The sequence below is a fragment of the Micromonospora costi genome, assembly GCF_003626655.1.
Taxonomy (GTDB): Bacteria; Actinomycetota; Actinomycetes; order Mycobacteriales; family Micromonosporaceae; genus Micromonospora; species Micromonospora costi.
The window spans coordinates 1-18,843 of the sequence record NZ_RBAN01000016.1; the positions used below are offsets into that span (position 1 = coordinate 1).

Annotated in this window: 17 protein-coding genes; 3 read left to right on the forward strand and 14 right to left on the reverse strand. The window is 74.1% G+C overall.

The window, feature by feature from the left end; all coding sequences use genetic code 11:
- Positions 1 to 913: 913 nt before the first annotated feature.
- The 3 genes from D7193_RS32995 to D7193_RS33005 form a co-directional block, all read right to left on the reverse strand.
- A complete protein-coding gene (locus D7193_RS32995) occupies positions 914 to 1,546 on the reverse strand; it encodes a hypothetical protein (protein WP_120783602.1) in 633 nt (210 codons plus the stop codon).
- 13 nt (positions 1,547 to 1,559) lie between these two features.
- Positions 1,560 to 3,350 (reverse strand): DUF4012 domain-containing protein, encoded by a 1,791-nt coding sequence (locus tag D7193_RS33000; protein ID WP_120783603.1) that lies wholly within the window; start codon positions 3,348 to 3,350, stop codon positions 1,560 to 1,562.
- Positions 3,351 to 3,473: 123 nt separating this feature from the next.
- Positions 3,474 to 4,688, reverse strand: coding sequence for a glycosyltransferase family 4 protein (locus D7193_RS33005; RefSeq protein ID WP_120783604.1), 1,215 nt, complete (start codon positions 4,686 to 4,688; stop codon positions 3,474 to 3,476).
- Positions 4,689 to 4,853: 165 nt separating this feature from the next.
- On the opposite strand from D7193_RS33005, the gene D7193_RS33010 reads away from it, so the two are divergent.
- Entirely contained in the window at positions 4,854 to 5,408 is a 555-nt protein-coding gene (locus tag D7193_RS33010) for an arsenate reductase/protein-tyrosine-phosphatase family protein (protein WP_120783605.1), read from the forward strand.
- On the opposite strand, the gene D7193_RS33015 is transcribed toward D7193_RS33010, so the two are convergent.
- The 11 genes from D7193_RS33015 to D7193_RS33065 all read right to left on the reverse strand — a co-directional run bounded on the left by D7193_RS33015 (position 5,389) and on the right by D7193_RS33065 (position 15,457).
- Entirely contained in the window at positions 5,389 to 6,840 is a 1,452-nt protein-coding gene (locus D7193_RS33015; protein ID WP_120783606.1) for a tyrosine-protein kinase domain-containing protein, read from the reverse strand. The two genes, D7193_RS33010 and D7193_RS33015, sit on opposite strands and share 20 nt — an antisense overlap.
- A gap of 527 nt (positions 6,841 to 7,367) precedes the next feature.
- The gene (locus tag D7193_RS33020; RefSeq protein WP_120783607.1) at positions 7,368 to 7,568 is read right to left on the reverse strand and encodes a hypothetical protein; all 201 of its coding nucleotides are present in this window, start codon (positions 7,566 to 7,568) and stop codon (positions 7,368 to 7,370) included.
- Positions 7,565 to 7,891: a hypothetical protein gene (locus D7193_RS33885; RefSeq protein WP_187356277.1), complete on the reverse strand. Its 327-nt coding sequence runs from the start codon at positions 7,889 to 7,891 to the stop codon at positions 7,565 to 7,567. Before D7193_RS33885 ends, D7193_RS33020 begins: the two co-directional genes overlap by 4 nt.
- On the reverse strand, positions 7,888 to 8,250 hold the full coding sequence (locus D7193_RS33030; RefSeq protein ID WP_120783608.1) for a DUF1622 domain-containing protein: 363 nt from the start codon (positions 8,248 to 8,250) through the stop codon (positions 7,888 to 7,890). Before D7193_RS33030 ends, D7193_RS33885 begins: the two co-directional genes overlap by 4 nt.
- A gap of 39 nt (positions 8,251 to 8,289) precedes the next feature.
- Positions 8,290 to 8,877 carry a TMEM165/GDT1 family protein gene (locus tag D7193_RS33035; protein WP_120783609.1) on the reverse strand — a complete coding sequence of 196 codons (588 nt, stop codon included), beginning with the start codon at positions 8,875 to 8,877 and terminating at the stop codon, positions 8,290 to 8,292.
- Positions 8,878 to 9,136: 259 nt separating this feature from the next.
- Positions 9,137 to 10,108, reverse strand: coding sequence for an L-histidine N(alpha)-methyltransferase (gene egtD / locus D7193_RS33040; RefSeq protein ID WP_120783610.1), 972 nt, complete (start codon positions 10,106 to 10,108; stop codon positions 9,137 to 9,139).
- A complete protein-coding gene (egtC, locus tag D7193_RS33045) occupies positions 10,108 to 10,908 on the reverse strand; it encodes an ergothioneine biosynthesis protein EgtC (RefSeq protein ID WP_120783611.1) in 801 nt (266 codons plus the stop codon). The genes egtD and egtC overlap by 1 nt, the downstream gene beginning before the upstream one ends.
- A gap of 22 nt (positions 10,909 to 10,930) precedes the next feature.
- Positions 10,931 to 12,268 carry an ergothioneine biosynthesis protein EgtB gene (gene egtB / locus D7193_RS33050; RefSeq protein ID WP_120783612.1) on the reverse strand — a complete coding sequence of 446 codons (1,338 nt, stop codon included), beginning with the start codon at positions 12,266 to 12,268 and terminating at the stop codon, positions 10,931 to 10,933.
- Positions 12,265 to 13,500 (reverse strand): ergothioneine biosynthesis glutamate--cysteine ligase EgtA, encoded by a 1,236-nt coding sequence (gene egtA / locus D7193_RS33055; protein ID WP_120783613.1) that lies wholly within the window; start codon positions 13,498 to 13,500, stop codon positions 12,265 to 12,267. Before egtA ends, egtB begins: the two co-directional genes overlap by 4 nt.
- Positions 13,501 to 13,743: 243 nt before the next feature.
- The gene (locus D7193_RS33890) at positions 13,744 to 14,808 is read right to left on the reverse strand and encodes a hypothetical protein (RefSeq protein WP_187356278.1); all 1,065 of its coding nucleotides are present in this window, start codon (positions 14,806 to 14,808) and stop codon (positions 13,744 to 13,746) included.
- Between the two features lie 16 nt (positions 14,809 to 14,824).
- Positions 14,825 to 15,457: an RNA polymerase sigma factor gene (locus tag D7193_RS33065; RefSeq protein ID WP_120783614.1), complete on the reverse strand. Its 633-nt coding sequence runs from the start codon at positions 15,455 to 15,457 to the stop codon at positions 14,825 to 14,827.
- A 541-nt stretch (positions 15,458 to 15,998) separates the two neighbouring features.
- Between D7193_RS33065 and D7193_RS33070 the strand changes: the two genes are divergently transcribed.
- Entirely contained in the window at positions 15,999 to 17,357 is a 1,359-nt protein-coding gene (locus D7193_RS33070) for a serine/threonine-protein kinase (protein ID WP_174242811.1), read from the forward strand.
- Between the two features lie 207 nt (positions 17,358 to 17,564).
- On the forward strand, positions 17,565 to 18,827 hold the full coding sequence (locus D7193_RS33075) for a nucleotide sugar dehydrogenase (protein ID WP_120783615.1): 1,263 nt from the start codon (positions 17,565 to 17,567) through the stop codon (positions 18,825 to 18,827).
- Positions 18,828 to 18,843 lie beyond the last annotated feature (16 nt).

Genomic DNA, 18,843 nt, shown 5'->3' on the forward strand with positions numbered 1-18,843 from the left:
CGCAGCATCGTGTTCATCGAAAGCTCCTCGGGGGTGAGACACCCGCCATGCCGTCGGGGGATGGCATGCGGGTGCGAGCACCAACAGGCGCTCAACAAAACGGGGGGAAAATCTTGGGGGTTCCGGGGCGGCCATGGGGGTTGGCCTGCGCCCGGGGGGCCGGCGCAACGGGTGGGCGGGGGTGCTCCACCGCGCCGGGTCGATGTCCAACGACCGGCGGCCCACCGTCATTCCCGGGGGCCATGTGCTCCGGCCGGGTCCGTGTCCAACGACCGGCGGCCCGCCATCATTCCCGGGGCCTGCGCTCGGCCCGCATCTTGGCGGGCTGGTTCCTCGGCCGTCGCGGATAGTCAACGCCCCCGACCCGCCGACGATTCCGGCGCCGGGATGCCACCGGTCACACCCACAAACCACCCACACACACCCAGACCGGCCCCGAGCCCCTCTGTCGCCCGCGGTCAGCCCGTCCGCCGCGGCCGGTCGCGGGCCCCGTAGCGGGCCGATCCCTCACGAGCGTGATGCCTCAGAGTCATATTTATGCCTCTGAGGCATCACGCTCACCGTGGGAGGTGCGCCCCGGCAGCCCGCGAACCGGACACAACCCCCCAGACCCGCCGCCCCAAACCGAATGATCGACTCGACATCCTGGAAGTCGCGGTGTCCACCGCACCCGGACACCGCGACATCCACGCAAGCCGTGTCGATCACCGCCCCAGGCGGCCGGTCGGTCCCAACGCCCCACCAGATCGCCCCGAAAGGGCCGCCCACCTCGACCCCGTCCCGTCGACGGAACGGCGTCGATCAACCGCGCGACCGCGCACCCCCGGGCGCGAGGAGGCTGGCGCCCGCCGGAGGCAGATCCGACGGGCGCCAGCTCGTTGCGGTTCCGGGCTCTGCCCGGCGCCGAGGTGGGTCAGTGCGACCTCAGGCCGAGGCGCTGACGGTGCCGCCAGGCCAGGCTGAGGAGCAGCAGCACCGTACCGGCGCCGACCAGGCCACCGCCGACCTTCATGGGCGTTCCCAGGCTGTCACCGGTCACAGGCAGCGGCGGCGGCTGACGCCCGTCGAGCACCCGCAGTTCGGTGGTGGCGGTCCGGTCGGACTCGCGGCCGGTCGCGGTGAAGGTCAGCAGACCGGTCACCGACGGCTTGTAGCTCCGGCTGAACTCGCCCGCCGCGTTCGTCCGCGCGGTGAAGCGCAGCGGCGCGCTGGCCTGGTAGGCGACCGGGGCCATCGCGACGGTGGTGCCGTCGCTGCGGCGGGCCGGCGCCTGGTTCGCGGCCGGAGCCGCGATCGGCCGCACCGAGACCACGATGTCGACCGTCTCGTTGGGACCGAAGTTCCGGCCCCTGAGGATGATGGTCTCGCCCAGGTTGATGGTCGGGCGGCTGACGGTCAGCGACGCGAGTTCGGGCGTGTACGGCGGTGGCTGTGGTGTATCCGTGACGGTTGGCGCCGGCTGCGGCTGTGCCGCCCCCGCTGCCGTCGGCACGGCCACCACGGCCAGACCGACCGCGAGCGCCATGATGATGCGGGATAGCCGCATGGTTGGTTCCCTCCTACTGGTCACAGCTTGGTGCGGTTTCAACTTGGGTGGTCCATGGGGTGGCGGTGGGCGTGAGCCACAGCTGGGCCTCGCCGGTGCCGGTCTTCTTTCCGGTCAGGACGGTGAGCTCCACCGTCCTGCTGGCACCGGGTCGGACCTCCACGTTCGCCGTGGCGACCTGCCGTCGGCGTTCGGTCCCGCTGCCAACCGCCGTCTCGGCACCGTCGAGTCGGGCGTCGAGCACCGCCCCACCCGCCGGGGTGAAGACCGACACCAAGGTGCGCACGGTGTACGGGTCACCCGCTCTGCCGAGGCCGAGAACCGACTCACTGAGGCCGGACTTCGGCGCCGTCGATTGCAGCGTCACCCGCAGCCGGAGCTCGCGGCGGCCGTCGGGCCGGCATTCGCCGACCGTCAACGTCGCCGCCGGCCGCAGGTAGTAGCCGAGCTTCGCGCCGCTGCCGTCGTTGAGGAACACGCCGACAGTCGGCACGGTGTCCTGTTCCGGAAGCGCCCCGGCCAGTCGGCTGTCGCCGAACGTCCGCTGCTCCTCCGGGCGGGCACTCCAAAACAATATCCGGCGTTCCGTGATAGCACGGTCGAATACGGACAACAACACCCTTGGGTCTACATTCTTCGTGAAGATGCTGTCGAAGACCGCTGCCGCCGCGGACGCGAAGAAGGCGTCCTGCTGCTTCACGTCGAGGCGTTGGTAGGTGTCGTTGAGCAGCGTCCGCACCACGGTGTCGCTGGCCAGCGGCACGCCGCCGGGGACCAGCACCGGCCCCGTGGCCTTCAACAGGTACGAGAGCACCACGGGATCGACCGCCAGCACCCCGTCGACCGTCGTGCCGGTCTTGCGCCGGAACATCTCCCGGTAGAGCGCGGCGGCGGTCGGGAAGTGGGGCGTGAGGTTCACGTCGGCCGGATAGGTGCCGGGCAGATCGGCCCAGAGCGCCCGGACCTCCTTGGGCATGGGAAGCGGCGGGACGAACTGGCCCAGCGACGCGCTACTCCCCTGCCGGCCCATCGTCATCCGGCCGTTCTCGCTCTCGATCACGGCGTACGCGCCGAACATGCCGCCCGTGGCGCGCAGCTCGGCGAGGTTCTGCGACACGAGCAGGTAGCGGCGGGGACCGTCGGCGCCGAGCAGCGACGGCAGCAGACGGGCGCCCTGGTCGGCGGCCGCCGTGAGCCCCGCCAGCCGATCGACCTCGCCACGCAGGTCGACGAGGGCCTGCCGCACCTGGGCCACCAGGCCGCCACCGGAGACGCCGGCCAGGTCACGACGCGTCTGCTGGACCGCCTCGTTGACCGTGCCGAGGTCGGCGGAGACCGTCCGCAGGCGGCCCACGTCGATCCGACCCTCGGCCGGCACGAGGCTGGCCAGGTCGGCGCGGAGCAGCGTCGGGAACGCCCGGCGCGCCAGGTCGTCGATCGCCACGGCGATCTGGCGTACGGCGCCCAGGTCGTCCCCGGCGAACGGCGCGCGACGGCCCAGCCACCAGCCAGGATCGGCGGTGGCGCTCCGGGCCGCCGCGGACTGTTCCTGGAGCGCGGCCAGGGTCCGCTGGGCGCGATCGGCGTCGCCGCCCACGACCTGGGCGCTGAGCTCGCGGGCCAGCCCGGCCGCGTTGAGCAGGTGGGCCCGGGCCTGCCAGCCCCGGAACCCGATCCAGCCACCCGCGAGGGCCAGCAGGGAGACGACCACCAACCCGGCGAGCAGCGCGCGCCGCAGGCGGGCCGCCCGCCTGCGGCGCCGGGACCGGCTCCGTCGCCGCCGCGGTCGTTCGCTCTCCGTCACACCACTCTCCCGTTGTTGAATCAGACAGAAGGGCTGATACCTCCCGCTGTTCTAACACCCAGGCGTGCGAATTCGTGACGTTATGGCGGATCTCGACCTATTTAGGAAGATGATTCGCCCGGCTCAGGCGGTCGCGCGGGCACCGGCGACGTCGTACAGCAGTCGCTCGATGCGGTCCACGCCCGCCGGCAACGCCATCTCCCGCAGGTACGCCTCGCGGCCGCGCCGGCCCATGTCGGTACGCGCGGGCAGCGGGATGGTCGCGGCGAGCCAGAAGCGGTCGGCGAGGCTCGCCCAGTCCTCGGGCGGGCAGGAAAGCCCGGCCCTGGCGCGCTCCACCAGGTCGGCGGTGTCGCCGCCGGCGGACGCGACCACGGGCGCCGCGCACGAGAGCGCGGCCTGCAACTTGCCGGGCACGGTGCCGCGCAGCTCGGGCACGTCGCGCAGCATCACGAGCTGGTAGTCGGCGGCGGCGTAGAGGTCGGGCATGTCCACCGGCGAGCGCCGCTCGATGAACCGCACGTTCTCCGCGCGCAGGTCGTCGGCGAGCCCCCGCACCCGCCGCTCGTCCGCGCCCGATCCGACGAGCACCAGGTCCATGGTGCGGTCGAGCGCGGCCGCCGCCCGTACCGCCGTCTCCAGGCCCTGGCGGGCGCCGATGGTGCCCGCGTGCATCACCACGCACCGCCCGTCGCGGCGCACCAGGCGGCGCGCCTCCGGACTCGGCTGCGCCGGGTGGAAGATCCGCTCGTCGGTCCAGTTGAGCACCACCGAGACCCGGTCCGGGTCCGCGCCGGCGGTGACCACCAGATCCCGCATCGACGGCGCGACGACGGCGACCCGGTCGGCGGCGCGGAACGTACGGCTCATGGCCGCCGCGAGCCGTGCGCCCCACCGCCCGTCGCCGCCCGCGTCGTCCTCGGGCCAGACGTCCTGCACATGTAGGACGGTCGGTACCCGCCCGAGCAGCCGCAGGACGGTGGCGGCCGCGAAGCTGGTGGCCGGGAGCTGGAAGACGTACAGCGCGTCGACGCCGCCCAGGAAACGCCGGGCGACGACGGCAGCGCTGCCCGCGAACGACAGGTAGCTCGCCATCCGCGCACCGGTGGAGCCGTCGCCGACCGGGTACCGGGGCACCCGCCGGACCCGCAACCGGTCGCTGCGGCTCTCGTACCGCCAGCGTTGCCGCCAGCCGGGGTAGACCTGGCCGCCCGGGTAGTCCGGGAAGCCGGTGAGCACCCGGACCTCGTGCCCCCGCGCCACGAGTTCCTCCGCCAGGCTCCCCGGGATGAACGCCGGCTCCGGCGGGAAGTGGTACGACAGAATCCCGATCTTCATCCGGTCGTCACCGCCGTCCGGATGCCACGCCCCGGCGCGGCTGCGCGTCGCGCTCGCGCACCGTCCGCGTACGATGCGGACAACCCCTCCGCGTCCGGCCGCGACGGCCGGCGCTGCCCCGTCGTGGCGAACCCGCCCGCGACGGCATCGACGAGAGGGGTCCACATGACCGACCGGGTGCTGTTCGTCTGCCACGCCAACCTGTGCCGGTCGCCGATGGCCGAGTACCTGGCCCGCCGGCTGCTCGCCGGGCGGCCGGTGGCCGTGTCCAGTGCCGGGACCGACGCGGTCGAGGGCCTGCCGATGCACCCGTACGCGGCGGACATCGCCGCCGAGACCGGCGCCGATCCCACCGATTTCCGCAGCCGCGCGCTACGGCCCGAGCACCTCGCCGGCGCGACGCTGGTGCTCACCGCGACCCGACGCCAGCGTTCCGTCTGCACGGCGCTCGCGCCGTCGGTGCTGCACCGGACGTTCACGCTGCGCCAGTTCGGCCGGCTCGCCGCCGCGGCGGAGCCGCCCGAGGACCCCGCCGGCGACCCGTTGCGCGCCGCGGTCGAGGCCGCCGCCCGGGCCCGGGGACGGCTGCAACCCGCCGCCCCCGGCACGGACGACCTCCGGGACCCCATCGGCGGCACCGCCGCCGACTTCCGCCGCTGCGCCGAGGAGATCGAACGGTCCATACGACCCCTCGCGGCGCTCATCGTGGCAGCCGGGTGAGTTCCTGCGTACGGTCGCTCACGCCGTTGACCCCGTCGGCGTGGCGCGGCGGAGCGGTCCGCTCCTCCGGAACGGCCGGGGTCTCCGCGGCGACCACCCGGTAGGCCTCGTACTGGTACGCCTCGGCCTTGGGCATCTTGGCCATGTTGAGCACGCACCCGAGCAGCCGTACCGAGACGGCGTGCAGGGAGCGGGCGGCCGCGGCGACCTGCGTCCGCGAGGTCCGCCCCTGCTGGCTCACCATGAGCGCGCCGTCGGCCTGGACCGCCACCACGACGCCGTCGGTCACCGCGAGCAGCGGCGCGGTGTCGATGATGACGATGTCCGCGGACTCCCGCAGGGCGAGCAGCAGGTCGGCCATGGCCTTCGAACCGAGCAGCTCGCTCGGGTTCGGCGGGGCCGACCCGCTGGGCAGCACGAGCAGGGACTTGTCGCCCCAGCGCTGCACCACGTCGCCCACCTGGACGTCACCGACCAGCACGTCGGTGAGGCCGACGCCGGCGTCGATGCCGAGGTACTCGTCGACCTTGGGCCGGCGCAGGTCGGCGTCGACGAGCAGGACCCGCCAGCCGGCTTCGGCCAGCGCGATGGCCAGGTTGCAGGAGAGGGTCGTCTTGCCCTCTCCCTGGAGGGCGCTCGTGACCGCGATGACCCGGGCCGGCTCGTGCACGTCGACGAAGCGCAGGTTCGTTCGCAGCTTGCGGATCGCCTCGGCCCGGGACGAGGTGGCGGCGTCACCGACGATAAGCGGCGCCGACTTGGCGCTGCCCTCGTACGGGATCTCGCCGAGCAGCGGGCTGCCGGTGGCGCGCTGGAGGCCGGCCGAGTCCCGCAGCCGGACGTCGGCCACGCCGCGCAGGATGGCCAGGCCGACGCCGAGCACCAGGCCGATGAGACCGCCGAGCGTCAGGTTGCGTACGGGTTGGGGCGACACGGGGCTGGAGCTGACCCGGGGGCCGCTCACCACCTCGATCTTGATGGGGGCCTTGCCCTCCGGCGGGGTCTCGACCTTCTGCACGAGTTCGACGAACTTAGCGGCGAGCGTCTCGGTCACCTTCAGCGCGCGGGTCTGATCGGTGTCGGTCACCGACGCCCGCAGCAGGACCGTGCCCGCCTCGGTGGAGGTGCTGACGCGCCGCTGCACCTCGTCGGCGGTGAGGCCCACGGGGTTCTCGGCGACCACGCTCTGCGCGAGCCGGTCGCTGGTCAGCAGGTCGGCGTACGACTTGACACGCTGCTGGAGGAAGAGACCACCCTGGTAGGCGTCCGTGACCCCCTGGTTGGGGGTGGTGACGAAGAAGGTAACCGAGGCGACGTACCGGGGCTGGGCCCGGACGGTGAGGAACGCGCTGACACCCAGGGCCACCATCACGGTGACCAGCACGACCCACCAGTGCCGACGCACGTGGCGGAGTTGGCGGAGCAGGTCCATCAGGCGCGCCTCCGTACCGGGCCGGTAACGCCAAAGAACTTCACGAAAACCCCCAAGGTCGTCTTTAACTCGTGAAACCATTAAAGCGGCTCTTGCGCCCTATGTCCGGAGTTATGTATTTTCGGTGACGCGCGCTCGCTCGCCCGAAATACCAACCCGGGAAAGACCGATTCGGCATCGGGCGGGCCGGGGGAAAGTGGGCTGGCCTGCCGCGGAGAGCGTGTCCGGCGGCGCGCCACGGCGAGGTCGCCAGCGCGATCCGGGGGCGGGGTCGAGACGTCCGGCAGGTCTGGCGGCACGGCAGCGTGTTCGGAAAACCGTGGAGGCGATCCCGTTCGGCCTCTCGCCGTCACGGGACGGGTTGTCACACCGCGGGCGGCAGTTGCGATCCGCCGGGGGTGGACGAGACGTGGCCGGCGAAAGCCGGTATCGGCCGGTCGGTGATGGGGGGACGCGCCGACCCGGCGCCGGCGGCAGCGGCCGGCGGGCGCCCGGGGGCGCGCCGACGCGCCCCCGGGAAAGGACGATCAGCGGTGGCGCTGCTCCTCCGCGTGCTCGTCGTCGGTCTCCTCGTAGAGCGCCTCGCTGGCCGGCTCGGTGAGGTCGTCACCCGGAACGGCGATCTCCTCGGCCCGGTCCTGCTCGTCGGCCCGCCCGCCGGGCGGCGGCTCGGGGGCGGTGGCGTCGCCGGCGAAGCCGAACTCGTTGGGCTCGTCGTGCCTGCTCATGTGGTCATCCTCCCGCTGTCTCCCGGTTCGCCTCGTACCGCCAACGGTAGGTGGTGATCGTCTTCTCCGCAGCGCGGCGGCGATTGTCGGCCGGACCGCCGTTCGCTCAGCGCGGCCCAGATCAGCTGGCGCAGCACGATGATCGTCACGGCGGCGGCGAGGGCGTCCCAGCTCCGGCCTCCGGCGAGACGGATCACACCGGCGGCGGTCAGCAGGTCCAGCAGGACGCGCACGGCCAGCAGCGCCCGGCCGGTGCCGACCAGCACGGCCGCCGCCGAGAGGAACGCCGCGACGGTGACCACGGTGACGAGGACGCCGATCATGGCGTGGGCGCCTTGTCGCGCACGCGGCGCTGTTCCTCGCGCTGCTCCCGGGCGAGGAAGTAGTTCAGGGCGGTCCGGATGGTGGCGATCGCGGCCAACTGGCCGATCTGGTCGAACGTCGGCGACACCGCGGTACGCAGGATGTCGGCCGCGAGCTGGAACTCCAGGCCGAGGGTGAGGAACCGGCCCAGGAACAGCCGGATCGGGGTGAAGACGGCGGCGGAGCGGTGTCGCAGCCCGTCGACCACGAACCGCACCGCCGCCAGGACCGCACCCACGAAGATGATCAGGGCGCCGGCGACCTCCACCACGGCGACGAGCACCTCGTCAGCGCGGCGCAGCACCTCGCCGACGTCCATCCGCCGCCGTTACCCGGCGCACGCGGCACTAGTCATCGCTCAGGTGAGCTCGGCGATGCCCTCGAAGATCAGCCAGAGGCCGGAGATCGCGAAGAGCACGGCCGCGCCGTACTTGATGGTCTTCTCCGGCAGCCGTCGGCCGAGCAGGCGGCCGACCAGGATGGCCAGCGCGTCCGCGGCCACCATGCCCACCGTCGAGCCGATCCAGGTGCCGACCCAACCGTGCTGGGTCGCCAGGGTGATGGTGGCGAGCATCGTTTTGTCACCCAGCTCGGCGAGGAAGAACGCCACGCCCACGGTGATGATCGCGGATCGGCTGGCCTTCTCGGCCTTGCGTCGCTCCTCCTCGGTGAGGCTGTCCCCGCGTAGGGTCCAGGCGCCGAAGCCCAGGAAGGCGACGCCGGCGACCAGCGAGATCCACCCCGTCGGCAGCACCGCGCCGACACCGGCGCCGATGGCCACCGACGCCAGGTGCACCACGGTGGTGGCCACCGTGATGCCGATCAGCACCGGGAGCGGTCTGTACCGCGTGGCGAACGCCAGCGCCATCAGCTGGCTCTTGTCCCCCAGCTCGGCGACGAAGATGACGCCGAAGCTGAGCACCAGCGCGGCGAGGAATCCTTCCATGACACCCTTCCCGATCAGGCCGGGAAGAGGTACAGGGGCGCCCTCGACCCGGCTGTGACAGCCTGAGTCGAAGGTCTCGCCCGCCCCGCCGAGGCGGGGCCGCGTGGCCGGATGCGTGCGCACCAGTGTGTCGACCACAACATTGGGGGCTACTCCCCTTCGCGGTGCCGAGCCTATCGGATGGACGCAGGGCCGGGGAGGGCCGGGTGACACGGGCCACCGCCGGCCCGTGTCGTGGACGCCGTCGGCTGGCCGCCGCTCAGGCGGCGCGGGCCAGGGTGACGCCGAAGAGCGCGTCGGGGTCGGTCCAGAAGGCCCGGTGGACGAAGCCTGCGGCGGCCAGTTCCGCGGCGACGCCCTCCGGACGGAACTTGGCCGAGACCTCCGTGCGCAGTTCCTCGCCGGCCGCGAACGTCACGTCGAGATCCAGGTCGGCGATCCGCACCCGCATCGGCCGGTCGGCGCGCAGGCGCATCTCGATCCACTCGTGTGTCGCGTCCCACCGGGCCACGTGGGTGAAGGCCGCCGGGTCGAAGTCCCCGCCGAGTTCCCGGTTGACCACCCGGAGGACGTTGCGGTTGAACTCGGCGGTCACGCCCGCGGCGTCGTCGTACGCGGGCACGATGATCGACGGGTCCTTCACCAGGTCGGTGCCGATCAACAGCCAGTCCCCGGCCTCGAGCGCGGCCCGCATGCCGGTCAGGAACGCCGCCCGCTCGGCGGGGAGCAGGTTGCCGATCGTGCCGCCGAGGAAGAGCACGAGCCGCCGCCCACCGGTGGGCAGCCGGTCGAGGTGCCGGGTGAAGTCGCCCACGATGCCGCGTACGCGCAACCCCGGATAGTCGGCGGCGATCTGCGTGGTGGACCCCAGCAGGGCGCTGGCCGACACGTCCAGCGGGACGAACGTGCCCAACCCGCCCCGGCGGGTGAGGGCGTCCAGCAGGAGCCGCGTCTTCTCCGAGGAGCCGGAGCCCAGCTCGATGAGGGTCTTCGCCCGGGTCAGCTCGGCCACCGCGGGTGCCCGCGCGGCGAGCACGGCCCGTTCGGCGCGCGTCGGGTAGTACTCGGGCAGCCGGGTGATCTCCTCGAAGAGTTCGCTGCCCCGGGCGTCGTAGAACCATTTCGGCGGCAGCCACTTCGGGTCGGCGGTGAGCCCGACACGGACGTCGTCCCGCAACCCCCGGGCCAGGTCCTGTTCTTCGAGGTGGATCTCCAGCGGCTCGGCGCTCATCAGGCACTTCCCTTCACGTCGGATGGACCGTCGTCGGCACCGGGGGTGGAAGAAACCCACCCGAGCGGGCGTAGGCGCGCCCGCCCGGCGGTGGCGATCACCAGGTGCCCGTCGGGCACCGGCCGCCAGCCGGGGTCGTCGTCGTGCGGTTCGGAGGCGAGCAGCACCGCGTCCGGGGTCTCGCGGAGCGACAGCGCGTGCCCGAGCGCCGTGGCGGCCACCGTGCGGCCGTCGGTGAGCAGCACGTTGAGCCGGGAGCCCGGGGCGGCCTCGGCCACGGCCGCCACCACCTCAGCCACCGCGTCGCCCGGGTCGGCCCCGGCGCGCAGCCGGTGCCGCACGAGCGCCCACAGCAGCGCCGAGTCGGTGGCGGCGTCCAGGGTGAGCAGGTCGCGTATCGGCAGGTCGGCGGCGAGGGGCACCACCGCGTCCGGCCAGCCGCGGACGACGCCGTTGTGGCTGAACAGCCATCGCCCCTCGGCGAAGGGCGCGGCGGCGTTGTCGAGCACCGCCATGCCGACGGTGGCCGAGCGGACGGCGGCGAGCACCGCGCCCGACGACGTCACCCCGGCCAGCTCCGCGATGGTGGGATCGCTCCAGATCGGCTGGGCGCGGCGGTAGCGCACCGGCTCCGCGCCGCCGTGGGGATACCAGCCGACGCCGAAGCCGTCGGCGTTGATCGTGCCGCCGCCGCGCATGTCCCGGGGCGCCCAGGACTGCCGGAACAGGGAGTACGGCGGGTCGAGCAGCAGCTGCGCCAGGGTGACCGGTGGCCCGAGGTAGGCCAGGTGGCGACACATCAGGCGGCACCGCCGGCGGCCGTCACGGCTGCGACTCCTCCGGCCGGGCGTCGCGGGCGCACCGGAAGCCGCTGAAGATCTGCCGGCGGATCGGGTAGTCCCAGTTGCGGAACGTGCCCCGGCACGCGGCCCGGTCGGTGCCGAACGACCCACCCCGCAGCACCCGGTAGTCGTCGCCGAAGAACACCTCCGAGTACTCCCGGTAGGGGAAGGCGGTGAAGCCGGGGTGCCCCCGGAACGCGCTGGACGTCCACTCCCAGACGTCGCCGACCAGCTGGTGCACGCCGAGCGGCGACGCGCCGTCCGGGTACGCGCCCACCGGCGCCGGCCACAGGTGCCGCTGCCCGAGGTTGGCGTGGGCGGCACCCGGGTCGTCGTCGCCCCAGGGGTAGCGGCGGGAACGCCCGGTGGCCGGGTCCCACCGGGCGGCCTTCTCCCACTCGGCCTCGGTGGGCAGCCGCTTGCCGGCCCAGGTCGCGTACGCCTGCGCCTCGTACCAGCAGACGTGCACCACCGGCTCGTCGTCCCGCACCGGCGCCCAGCGGCCGAACCGCCGGTACGCCCAGCCGTCGCCGTCGCGCCGCCAGTGCATCGGCGCGGTCAGCCCGGCCGACGTCCGGTGCGCCCACCCGGCCTCGCTCCACCACCGCGGCTCGTCGTAGCCGCCGGCCGCGATGAACCGCTGGTACTGGCCGTTGGTGACCGGGGCGGCGTCGATCACGTACGCCGGCAGGTCCACACGGTGCGCGGGCCGCTCGTTGTCCAACGCCCACGGGTCGGTGTCGGTGCCCATCGTGAACGGCCCCGCCGGGACGAGCACCTCCCCGCCCACCCGCACGCGTGGCTCCGGCGGCGGCGGGGCGTGCAGTACGGCCGGCCCGGAGCGCAGCTGGTGGGTGGCGAGCATCGTCTCGTCGTGCTGCTGCTCGTGCTGCACGATCATCCCGAAGGCGAAGCCGTCGGTCACCAACGGGCGGTCGGTGAACCGGATCCGGTCGAGCAGGTCGTACACCTTGTCGCGGACCGTCGACACGTAGGCGCGGGCCTCGCCCGGGGGCAGCAGCGGCAGCGACGGCCGGTCGCGGCGCGGCTGCTTGAAGGCGTCGTACAGATCGTCGATGTCGTGCCGGACGGCTGGGCGCCCGCCGACGTCGCGGACGAGCCACAGCTCCTCCTGGTTGCCGACGTGGGCGAGGTCCCACACCAGCGGGGACATCAGCGGCGAGTGCTGGCGCATCAGGTCGGCGTCGTCGACCACGTCGGTCAGCAGGGCGGTGCGGGCCCGGGTGCGGTCCAGCTCGGCGGCGATCCGCCGGCGCAACTGCTCCGCGTCGAGCCCGTCGATCCTCGTGTCGGTCACCGGTCTCCCCTCTCCGCGACGGCACGCCGTCGCCGTACGGCTCGGTGGATCTCCTCGTGCAGGTCGGGTGGCAGGTCGAGCCGCGGCAGCGCCGTGAGGGCGAGGTCGAGCAGTCGCGCCGCGACGGCGGCGAGCGCCTCGTCGGCGAGCCCGTGGCGGGCCGCGGCGTGCCAGCGGTGCGCCACCGGCGCGCTCACCCGGTACGCGGCGCGCAGCGTCTCCGGACCGGAGAAGAGGGCGGCCAGCACCGCGAGCGGGACCCGCCACTCCCGGTCGGGCTGCGCGTCCAGGTAGCGCAGCTCTAGGTAGCCGCGCGGGCGCACGGGTGGGAACAGGGTGCTCACGTGGTAGTCGAGGTCGTCGGTGGTGGGTGGCCGGGGCAGCGCGCCGGCGAGCCAGTCGGCGAAGGTCACGTCGGGCGGCGGCGTCCAGTCGGGCCCGTCGCCGCGCAGGCAGAGCAGCGGTGCGGCCAGGACGTAGCGGGCCCACGACGCGACCGGGTCGGCGCCGGCCCGGGCGGGCGACCAGACCGGGCTCGTGCGCGCCGGGTCGATGGCGAGCCAGGCGGCCATCCTCGCGGACGCCCACCCGGTGGCGCGCCCGGCGTGCCGGCCCGCGGTGGCGAACGCGGCGAGCAACGGCGGCCCGACGGAGTGCGCGACCGCCCACCGCAGCGGCAGGTCGGCCGGCTCGCCGGCGTCGAGGCAGACCTGCAGACCGGCCGTGCAGTCCATCATCGTCCGCCCCGCCGGGCCGCGCTGGTCGAAGACGTGGCGCATGGCGCGGTAGCGGGGAGTGTGCAGGACGGGGTGGGGCTCCCGGTGGGGGTCGATGCCGGTGCGGCCGAGGGTCAGGCCGGCGCGCCGGAGCAGGGCGGCGACCTCGTCCATGTCGGCCTCGGTGGCGCGGATGAGCGCCGCGAGCGACGACCGCGGCGGGGTGGAGATCTCGATCTGGCCACCGGGCTCCAGGCTCACCGTGGCGCCGTGACGCAACGGCTGCACGGGGCTCGCGTCGTCGAGGGTGGTGGGGCTGTGCGGCCCCAGCGCCGCCCGGAGCCGCCCCCGGTCGATCGGGTGGGCGGGATCGGCGGCGTCGTGCACGGTCCATTCCAACTCGACACCCGTGCGGGTGGGAGGGCCCGTCTTGAAGCAGATCCGGGCGAGGTGGCGCGCGGCGGACGCCGAGTCACGCAGGACGGCGCCGCGCTCGATCCCGGGCGATGTCACCACCGGATGGCCCCCTCCCGCCGGCTCCCGGACACCGTGTCACCGTAACGCCACCCACCGACACGCGCCGCGCGTCCGAGGCCCACCATCCTCTGTCTAGCAGAGGAATTCTCGGTGTCCGGCGGAATCGCCGGTCCCGGAACCGGCCCGCCCGCGCACGCGGCGGGCAGGCGGGAGCGCGTCCGGCGTGGCCGGCCCGGACCGGCCGGGGACCGCGACCGGGCCGGCGCCCGGGAGACCGGACGGTCAGCCGGCCGGCGGCAGGGACGCGCGGACGGCGGACCGGGCGTCGGCCGCCGGGCCGGGGTCCAGGGGCCGGCTCGCCTCGGCGCTCGCGGCCGACCCGTCGCCCGCGCCGTTCCCGGCGCCGTTCGCCCTCCGGGCGCCGTTCCCGCTCCCCGCGCCGCTGGCCCTGCCCGCGCCGGTGGCGTTCTCCGCGCCGTTGGCCTTCGCGGCGCCGGTGCCGTCGTCCGCGCCGTCGGTCTGCCGCGCGGCGTTGCCGTTGCCGTTCTCCGCGCCGTTGGTTCTGCCCGCGCCGTTGCCGTCGTCCGCGCCGTTGCCGTTCTCCGCGCCGTCGGCCCTGCCGTTGCCGTCGCCCGTATCCTTGCCGGAGGTCACGGCGGCCGACGGGCTCGGCGTCGCCGGTTCCTGCGGGGCCGCCGCTCCGCAGAAGGCCTCCACGTTCCCCGCACCGCCGGCGGCGGTGACCAGCGGCCGGAACCCGGGCCTGGTGAGCGCCTTCTCCCGCTGGTCGGGCTCCTTGGCCAGGTACGACCGGCAGAGCCCGGCCAGTGCGGGGGTCAGCTCCGAATCGCGGCTCGGCGCGGCCGAGCCGGTGCCCGGCTTCTCCGTCGGGGATCCGCCGGGGTCACCCGGCGGGGTGCCGCCGGGGCGATCGGTGGTGGGAGCGGAGTTGCCAGGACGATCGGTGGCGGGAGCGGAGGTCGTCGGGTCGGGCGACGGCGCCGGCGCCGGGGGCCGTTCCAGGGCCACGGCCGCGAAGGCGGCACCGGCCGAGGCGGTGGCGACCACGCCGGCCGCCCAGGCCACGGCACCCGCGGTGAACCGTCGGCGGCGCCGGGCGGGCCGGGGCGCGGGCGCGCCGCGGGCGGCCCGGAACGCCGCGAGCGCGGCCTCCTCCCCCGCCAGTTCCTCCGGGCGCGCCGGGGCGGCCGCCGCGGCGAGCAGCCCGGCCAGCGGGTCGCGGGACGCGTCGTCCGGTTCCGTGGACGCGCCGGCACGGGCCGCGTCGAGCAGCCGCTCGGTCTCGGCGCGGTCGCAGGGCCGGTCGGGCCGGCCGCGGACACTCATCCTGAATCCCTTCACGTCAACCGTCCGCCGGTTCGGCGCGCGGCGCCTGCCGGTGCCGGTCGCCCCGTGGGCGAGGCGGCCGGACCTCCTCGGTGGCGGCCGGCGAGTCCTCGGCGTCGTGGCGTTCCATCATGGCGGCGAGTCGCCGCAGCCCACGGTGCGCGGCGGTGCGCACCGCGCCGGCGCGGCGACCCAGCACCCGCCCGGCGGTCTCGGCGTCCAGGCCGATCACCGCACGGAGCAGGACCGCCTCGGCCTCCCGCGGCGGCAGGGTGGCGATGAGCGCGAGCGCGGCCTCCGTGCCGATCGTCTCCCCCGCCCGCTCGGCCGTGTCGGCGTCGCCGGCCAGCTCGCTGAGCGCCTGCACCGGCACCGGCAGGGATGGGCGGCGGCGCTGCCGGCGCAGGTGGTCCATGGCGCGGTTACGGGCGATGGTGACGGTCCAGGCGCGGAACTCGCCGCCGGTGAAACTGGGCAGGTCGCGGGAGATCTGCAACCAGGTTTCCGACGCCACGTCCTCCGCGTCCGCGCCCACCAGCGCGGTCAGGTAACGCAGCAGACCGGGTTGCAGCGTCCGGTAGAGGAAGCGGAAGGCCTCCTCGTCGCCGGCCTGGGCCGCCGTGACCGCCTCGTTCAACTCACCGGTCATGCCGTTCCTGATCACCGGTCACGCGTCGGCGTCGTACGCCCGGACGGGCGCACGCGATGCCCGTCCGGCCTGTCGACCGGAGCTGTTCCCGCACCTCTTCCAGCCCCCCGCTGACCTGATCGCAACCCACGGCCGCGGTGGCCCGGGCGGCACGTCTACGAACTCCCACGGAGCAGGAGATCGGTCGGCACGCTACACCGGCGCCGTAAAGCGGCCCGAGTCCGGCTAACGCTAGGAGCGGACCTTCCGGCCGACAAGTCGCTGCGGGCAACAAAAGGAGTGACATTTCTCAACCCGTTCCGACGGCGTGTCGCCGTAACAGACGGGAGGCCGCGGACGCTACGCCGGGTCGAGGCCGCGGGCGTGGGCGACTCCGGCGCAGCGTACGCGCCGGCACCCGGCCGGACGTCACCGTGCGGAGTCGCCTCATCACGGCCCGGTCGTACGCTGCCCGCCCGACCGACGGGCGCACGGCCGCGCCGCGTCCCCGCAGGGCACCGCGAGGTGCGTGCCCGGGGACCACTCTGGGTACGGTAATCGGGTGTTGTCATCGGAGGTCGTACTCAGCGGTCGTTACCGCCTGGACGAGCGTGTCGCCACCGGCGGCATGGGCGACGTCTGGCGGGGCACCGACCTGGTCCTCGGCCGGCAGGTCGCGGTCAAGGTGCTGCTGCCGACGCTGGTCTCCGACCCCGACTTCATCGCCCGGTTCCGGGCCGAGGCGCGCATCATGGCCGCCCTGCGGCACCCCGGCATCGTCCAGGTCTTCGACTGCGGCGAGGACGACCTGCCCGACGGCGGGCGGGCCGACTACCTGGTCATGGAGTTCGTCGAGGGCGAGCCGGTCTCCAAGCGGATCGAGGCCGCCGGGCGGCTCGAGGTCGCCGAGACCATGTCGATCGTGGCGCAGGTCGCGCAGGCGCTGCACGCCGCCCACCGCCGCGGCATCGTGCACCGGGACGTGAAGCCCAGCAACCTGCTGGTCCAGGAGGACGGCACCGTCGTCCTCGTCGACTTCGGGGTGGCCCGGTCGACGAACGTCACGAGCATCACGAGCACGAACGCCGTGCCCGGCACCGCCCTCTACATGGCGCCGGAGCAGGCCGCCGGGCGGCCGGTGAGCGGGGCGACCGACATCTACGCCCTGGGCGCGGTCGCGTACTGCTGCCTGACCGGCGCGCCCCCCTTCACCGGGGAGAACCCGCTCCAGGTCGCCGTGAAGCATCTCGACGACGAGCCCCCGGAGCTGCCGCACGACATTCCCGAGGCGGTCCGGGCCCTCGTGGCGCGTGCCCTCCAGAAGGACCCGGTCGACCGGTTCAGCAGCGGTGCGGCGATGGCGGACGCGGCCCGTGCCGCGGTGAGCGACGGCGCGGCTCCCACCGCCATGGTCCCCCTGACCCCGCTGCGTGACGCCGGGCCGGACACCCACGCCGACCTGCCGGGCGGCGCGGTCGTCGCGACCGGGCGTCGCGGGCGTCGGGCCCTCGTGGGCGCCGCGGGTGCCGTGCTGGTCGCGGTGGTCGGCCTGGCCGCGGCGCTCGGCGCGGCCAAGTACGCCGATGCCCCCGCGGTCCAGTTGCCCACCACCCCACCGGCCGTGGCGCCGACGACGGACGTCGACCTGCCGGCGGCCAACGAGGAAGTCACCAGCGACCCCGCCCGGCCGGAGCGTCCCAACCGGCCGCGGACGAGCGCGCCGGCGTCGACCAGCCCGAGCGCCAGCGTCCAACCGAGCGAGTCGGCCACGTCCCAGTCGCCGTCCCCCGACCCCACGACCGCGCGGCCGACCGAGGAGCCCACGACGACCGGCTCGCCGACGCCGACCAGCGGCGGCGGTGGCGAGCCGACCGGCGATCCGACGCCCACCGCCGGGGGAACCCCGGGCGGGACCGTCTGACGCCGGCCCAGCCGGCGACCGTCGGCCCCCGGCAGGACCGTCCGACCGCCGTCTGACCGCCGGCCGACCCGCCGGAGGTGACGGCTCGCGGCTGCCGGATGCCCGACAGGCCCCACCGGCCCCGATATCCCCAAAACGGACGTACAGCATCAGACGTCGCTCTACGCTCCAAGCAGGTCGTTTCCTCCGTCTGCCGTGGGAGCCCGGGTGAGCGTGGAGAAGGTGGTCGTCATCGGCCAGGGGTACGTCGGACTGCCGCTGGCCATGCGGGCCGTGGAGGCCGGTCTGGACGTGGTCGGCCTCGACGTCGACGCCGATCGGGTCAAGCGACTCGCCTCGGGTGAGTCGTTCGTGGAGGACATCCCGGCCGACCGGCTCGGGCGCGCGTTGGGCACCGGGCGGTACCTGCCGAGCACCGCGTACGCCGACGCGGAGAACTTCGACATCTGCGTCATCACGGTGCCGACGCCGCTGCGCGACGGCACGCCCGACCTGAGCTTCGTCGAGCAGGCGGGTGTCGGCATCGGCCCGTACGTGCGGCCGGGCTGCACGGTGATCCTGGAGTCCACCACCTACCCGGGCACCACCGAGGAGCTTCTGCGGCCGCTGCTCGAGTCGGCGAGCGGCCTGCACAGCCCCGGCGACTTCCACCTGGGCTACAGCCCGGAGCGGATCGACCCCGGCAACCCGACGTGGCGGCTGGAGAACACCCCGAAGGTGGTCTCCGGTGTGGACGGCGCGTCCCTGGACCGCGTCGACGGGTTCTACCGGCGCCTCGTCGAACGGACGGTGCCGGTCGACTCGACCCGGGTGGCCGAGCTGACCAAGCTCATCGAGAACACGTTCCGGCAGGTCAACATCGCGCTGATCAACGAGCTGACGATGCTGTCCCACCAGCTCGACATCGACGTCTGGCAGGCGATCGACGCGGCGGAGACCAAGCCGTTCGGGTTCCTGCCGTTCCGTCCCGGGCCCGGCGTGGGCGGGCACTGCCTGCCCATCGACCCGTGCTACCTGTCCTGGCAGGTCAAGCGGCGCCTGGGCCGGCAGTTCCGGTTCATCGAGCTGGCCAACGACGTCAACCACGAGATGCCCGAGCACGTGGCGCAGCGGGTGATGGCCGGGCTGAACCGGGGCGGCCGCGCCGTCTCCGGCGCCCGGCTGCTGCTGCTCGGGTTGGCGTACAAGAGGAACACGGGCGACATGCGCGACTCCCCCGCCGTCGACGTGGCCCGGCGGTTGCAGGCGCTGGGCGCCGAGGTCCGTGCCGTCGAGCCGTACGCCGAACCGCACCAGATCCCGGGCGGGGTGCTCGTGGTGGACCTGACCGAGCAGGAGGTGCGGGCGGCGGACGGGGTGGTCGTGGTGACCGACCACGACGTCTTCGACTACGACCTGGTGGCCCGGCACGCCCGCTACGTCTTCGACGCCCGCAACCGCTGCTCCGGCCCGGCCGTCGAGCGGCTGTAGACCCGGCACCGCCGGC

Coding starts and splice junctions, on each gene's coding strand:
- D7193_RS32995 (WP_120783602.1), bottom strand. CDS start 1,546: ATGCGGCTATCCCGCATCATCATGGCGCTCGCGGTCGGTCTGGCCGTG.
- egtD (WP_120783610.1), bottom strand. CDS start 10,108: ATGAGCGCCGAGCCGCTGGAGATCCACCTCGAAGAACAGGACCTGGCC.
- D7193_RS33005 (WP_120783604.1), bottom strand. CDS start 4,688: ATGAAGATCGGGATTCTGTCGTACCACTTCCCGCCGGAGCCGGCGTTC.
- D7193_RS33020 (WP_120783607.1), bottom strand. CDS start 7,568: ATGAGCAGGCACGACGAGCCCAACGAGTTCGGCTTCGCCGGCGACGCC.
- D7193_RS33010 (WP_120783605.1), top strand. CDS start 4,854: ATGACCGACCGGGTGCTGTTCGTCTGCCACGCCAACCTGTGCCGGTCG.
- D7193_RS33035 (WP_120783609.1), bottom strand. CDS start 8,877: ATGGAAGGATTCCTCGCCGCGCTGGTGCTCAGCTTCGGCGTCATCTTC.
- D7193_RS33030 (WP_120783608.1), bottom strand. CDS start 8,250: ATGGACGTCGGCGAGGTGCTGCGCCGCGCTGACGAGGTGCTCGTCGCC.
- D7193_RS33885 (WP_187356277.1), bottom strand. CDS start 7,891: ATGATCGGCGTCCTCGTCACCGTGGTCACCGTCGCGGCGTTCCTCTCG.
- D7193_RS33015 (WP_120783606.1), bottom strand. CDS start 6,840: ATGGACCTGCTCCGCCAACTCCGCCACGTGCGTCGGCACTGGTGGGTC.
- egtC (WP_120783611.1), bottom strand. CDS start 10,908: ATGTGTCGCCACCTGGCCTACCTCGGGCCACCGGTCACCCTGGCGCAG.
- D7193_RS33065 (WP_120783614.1), bottom strand. CDS start 15,457: ATGACCGGTGAGTTGAACGAGGCGGTCACGGCGGCCCAGGCCGGCGAC.
- D7193_RS33890 (WP_187356278.1), bottom strand. CDS start 14,808: ATGAGTGTCCGCGGCCGGCCCGACCGGCCCTGCGACCGCGCCGAGACC.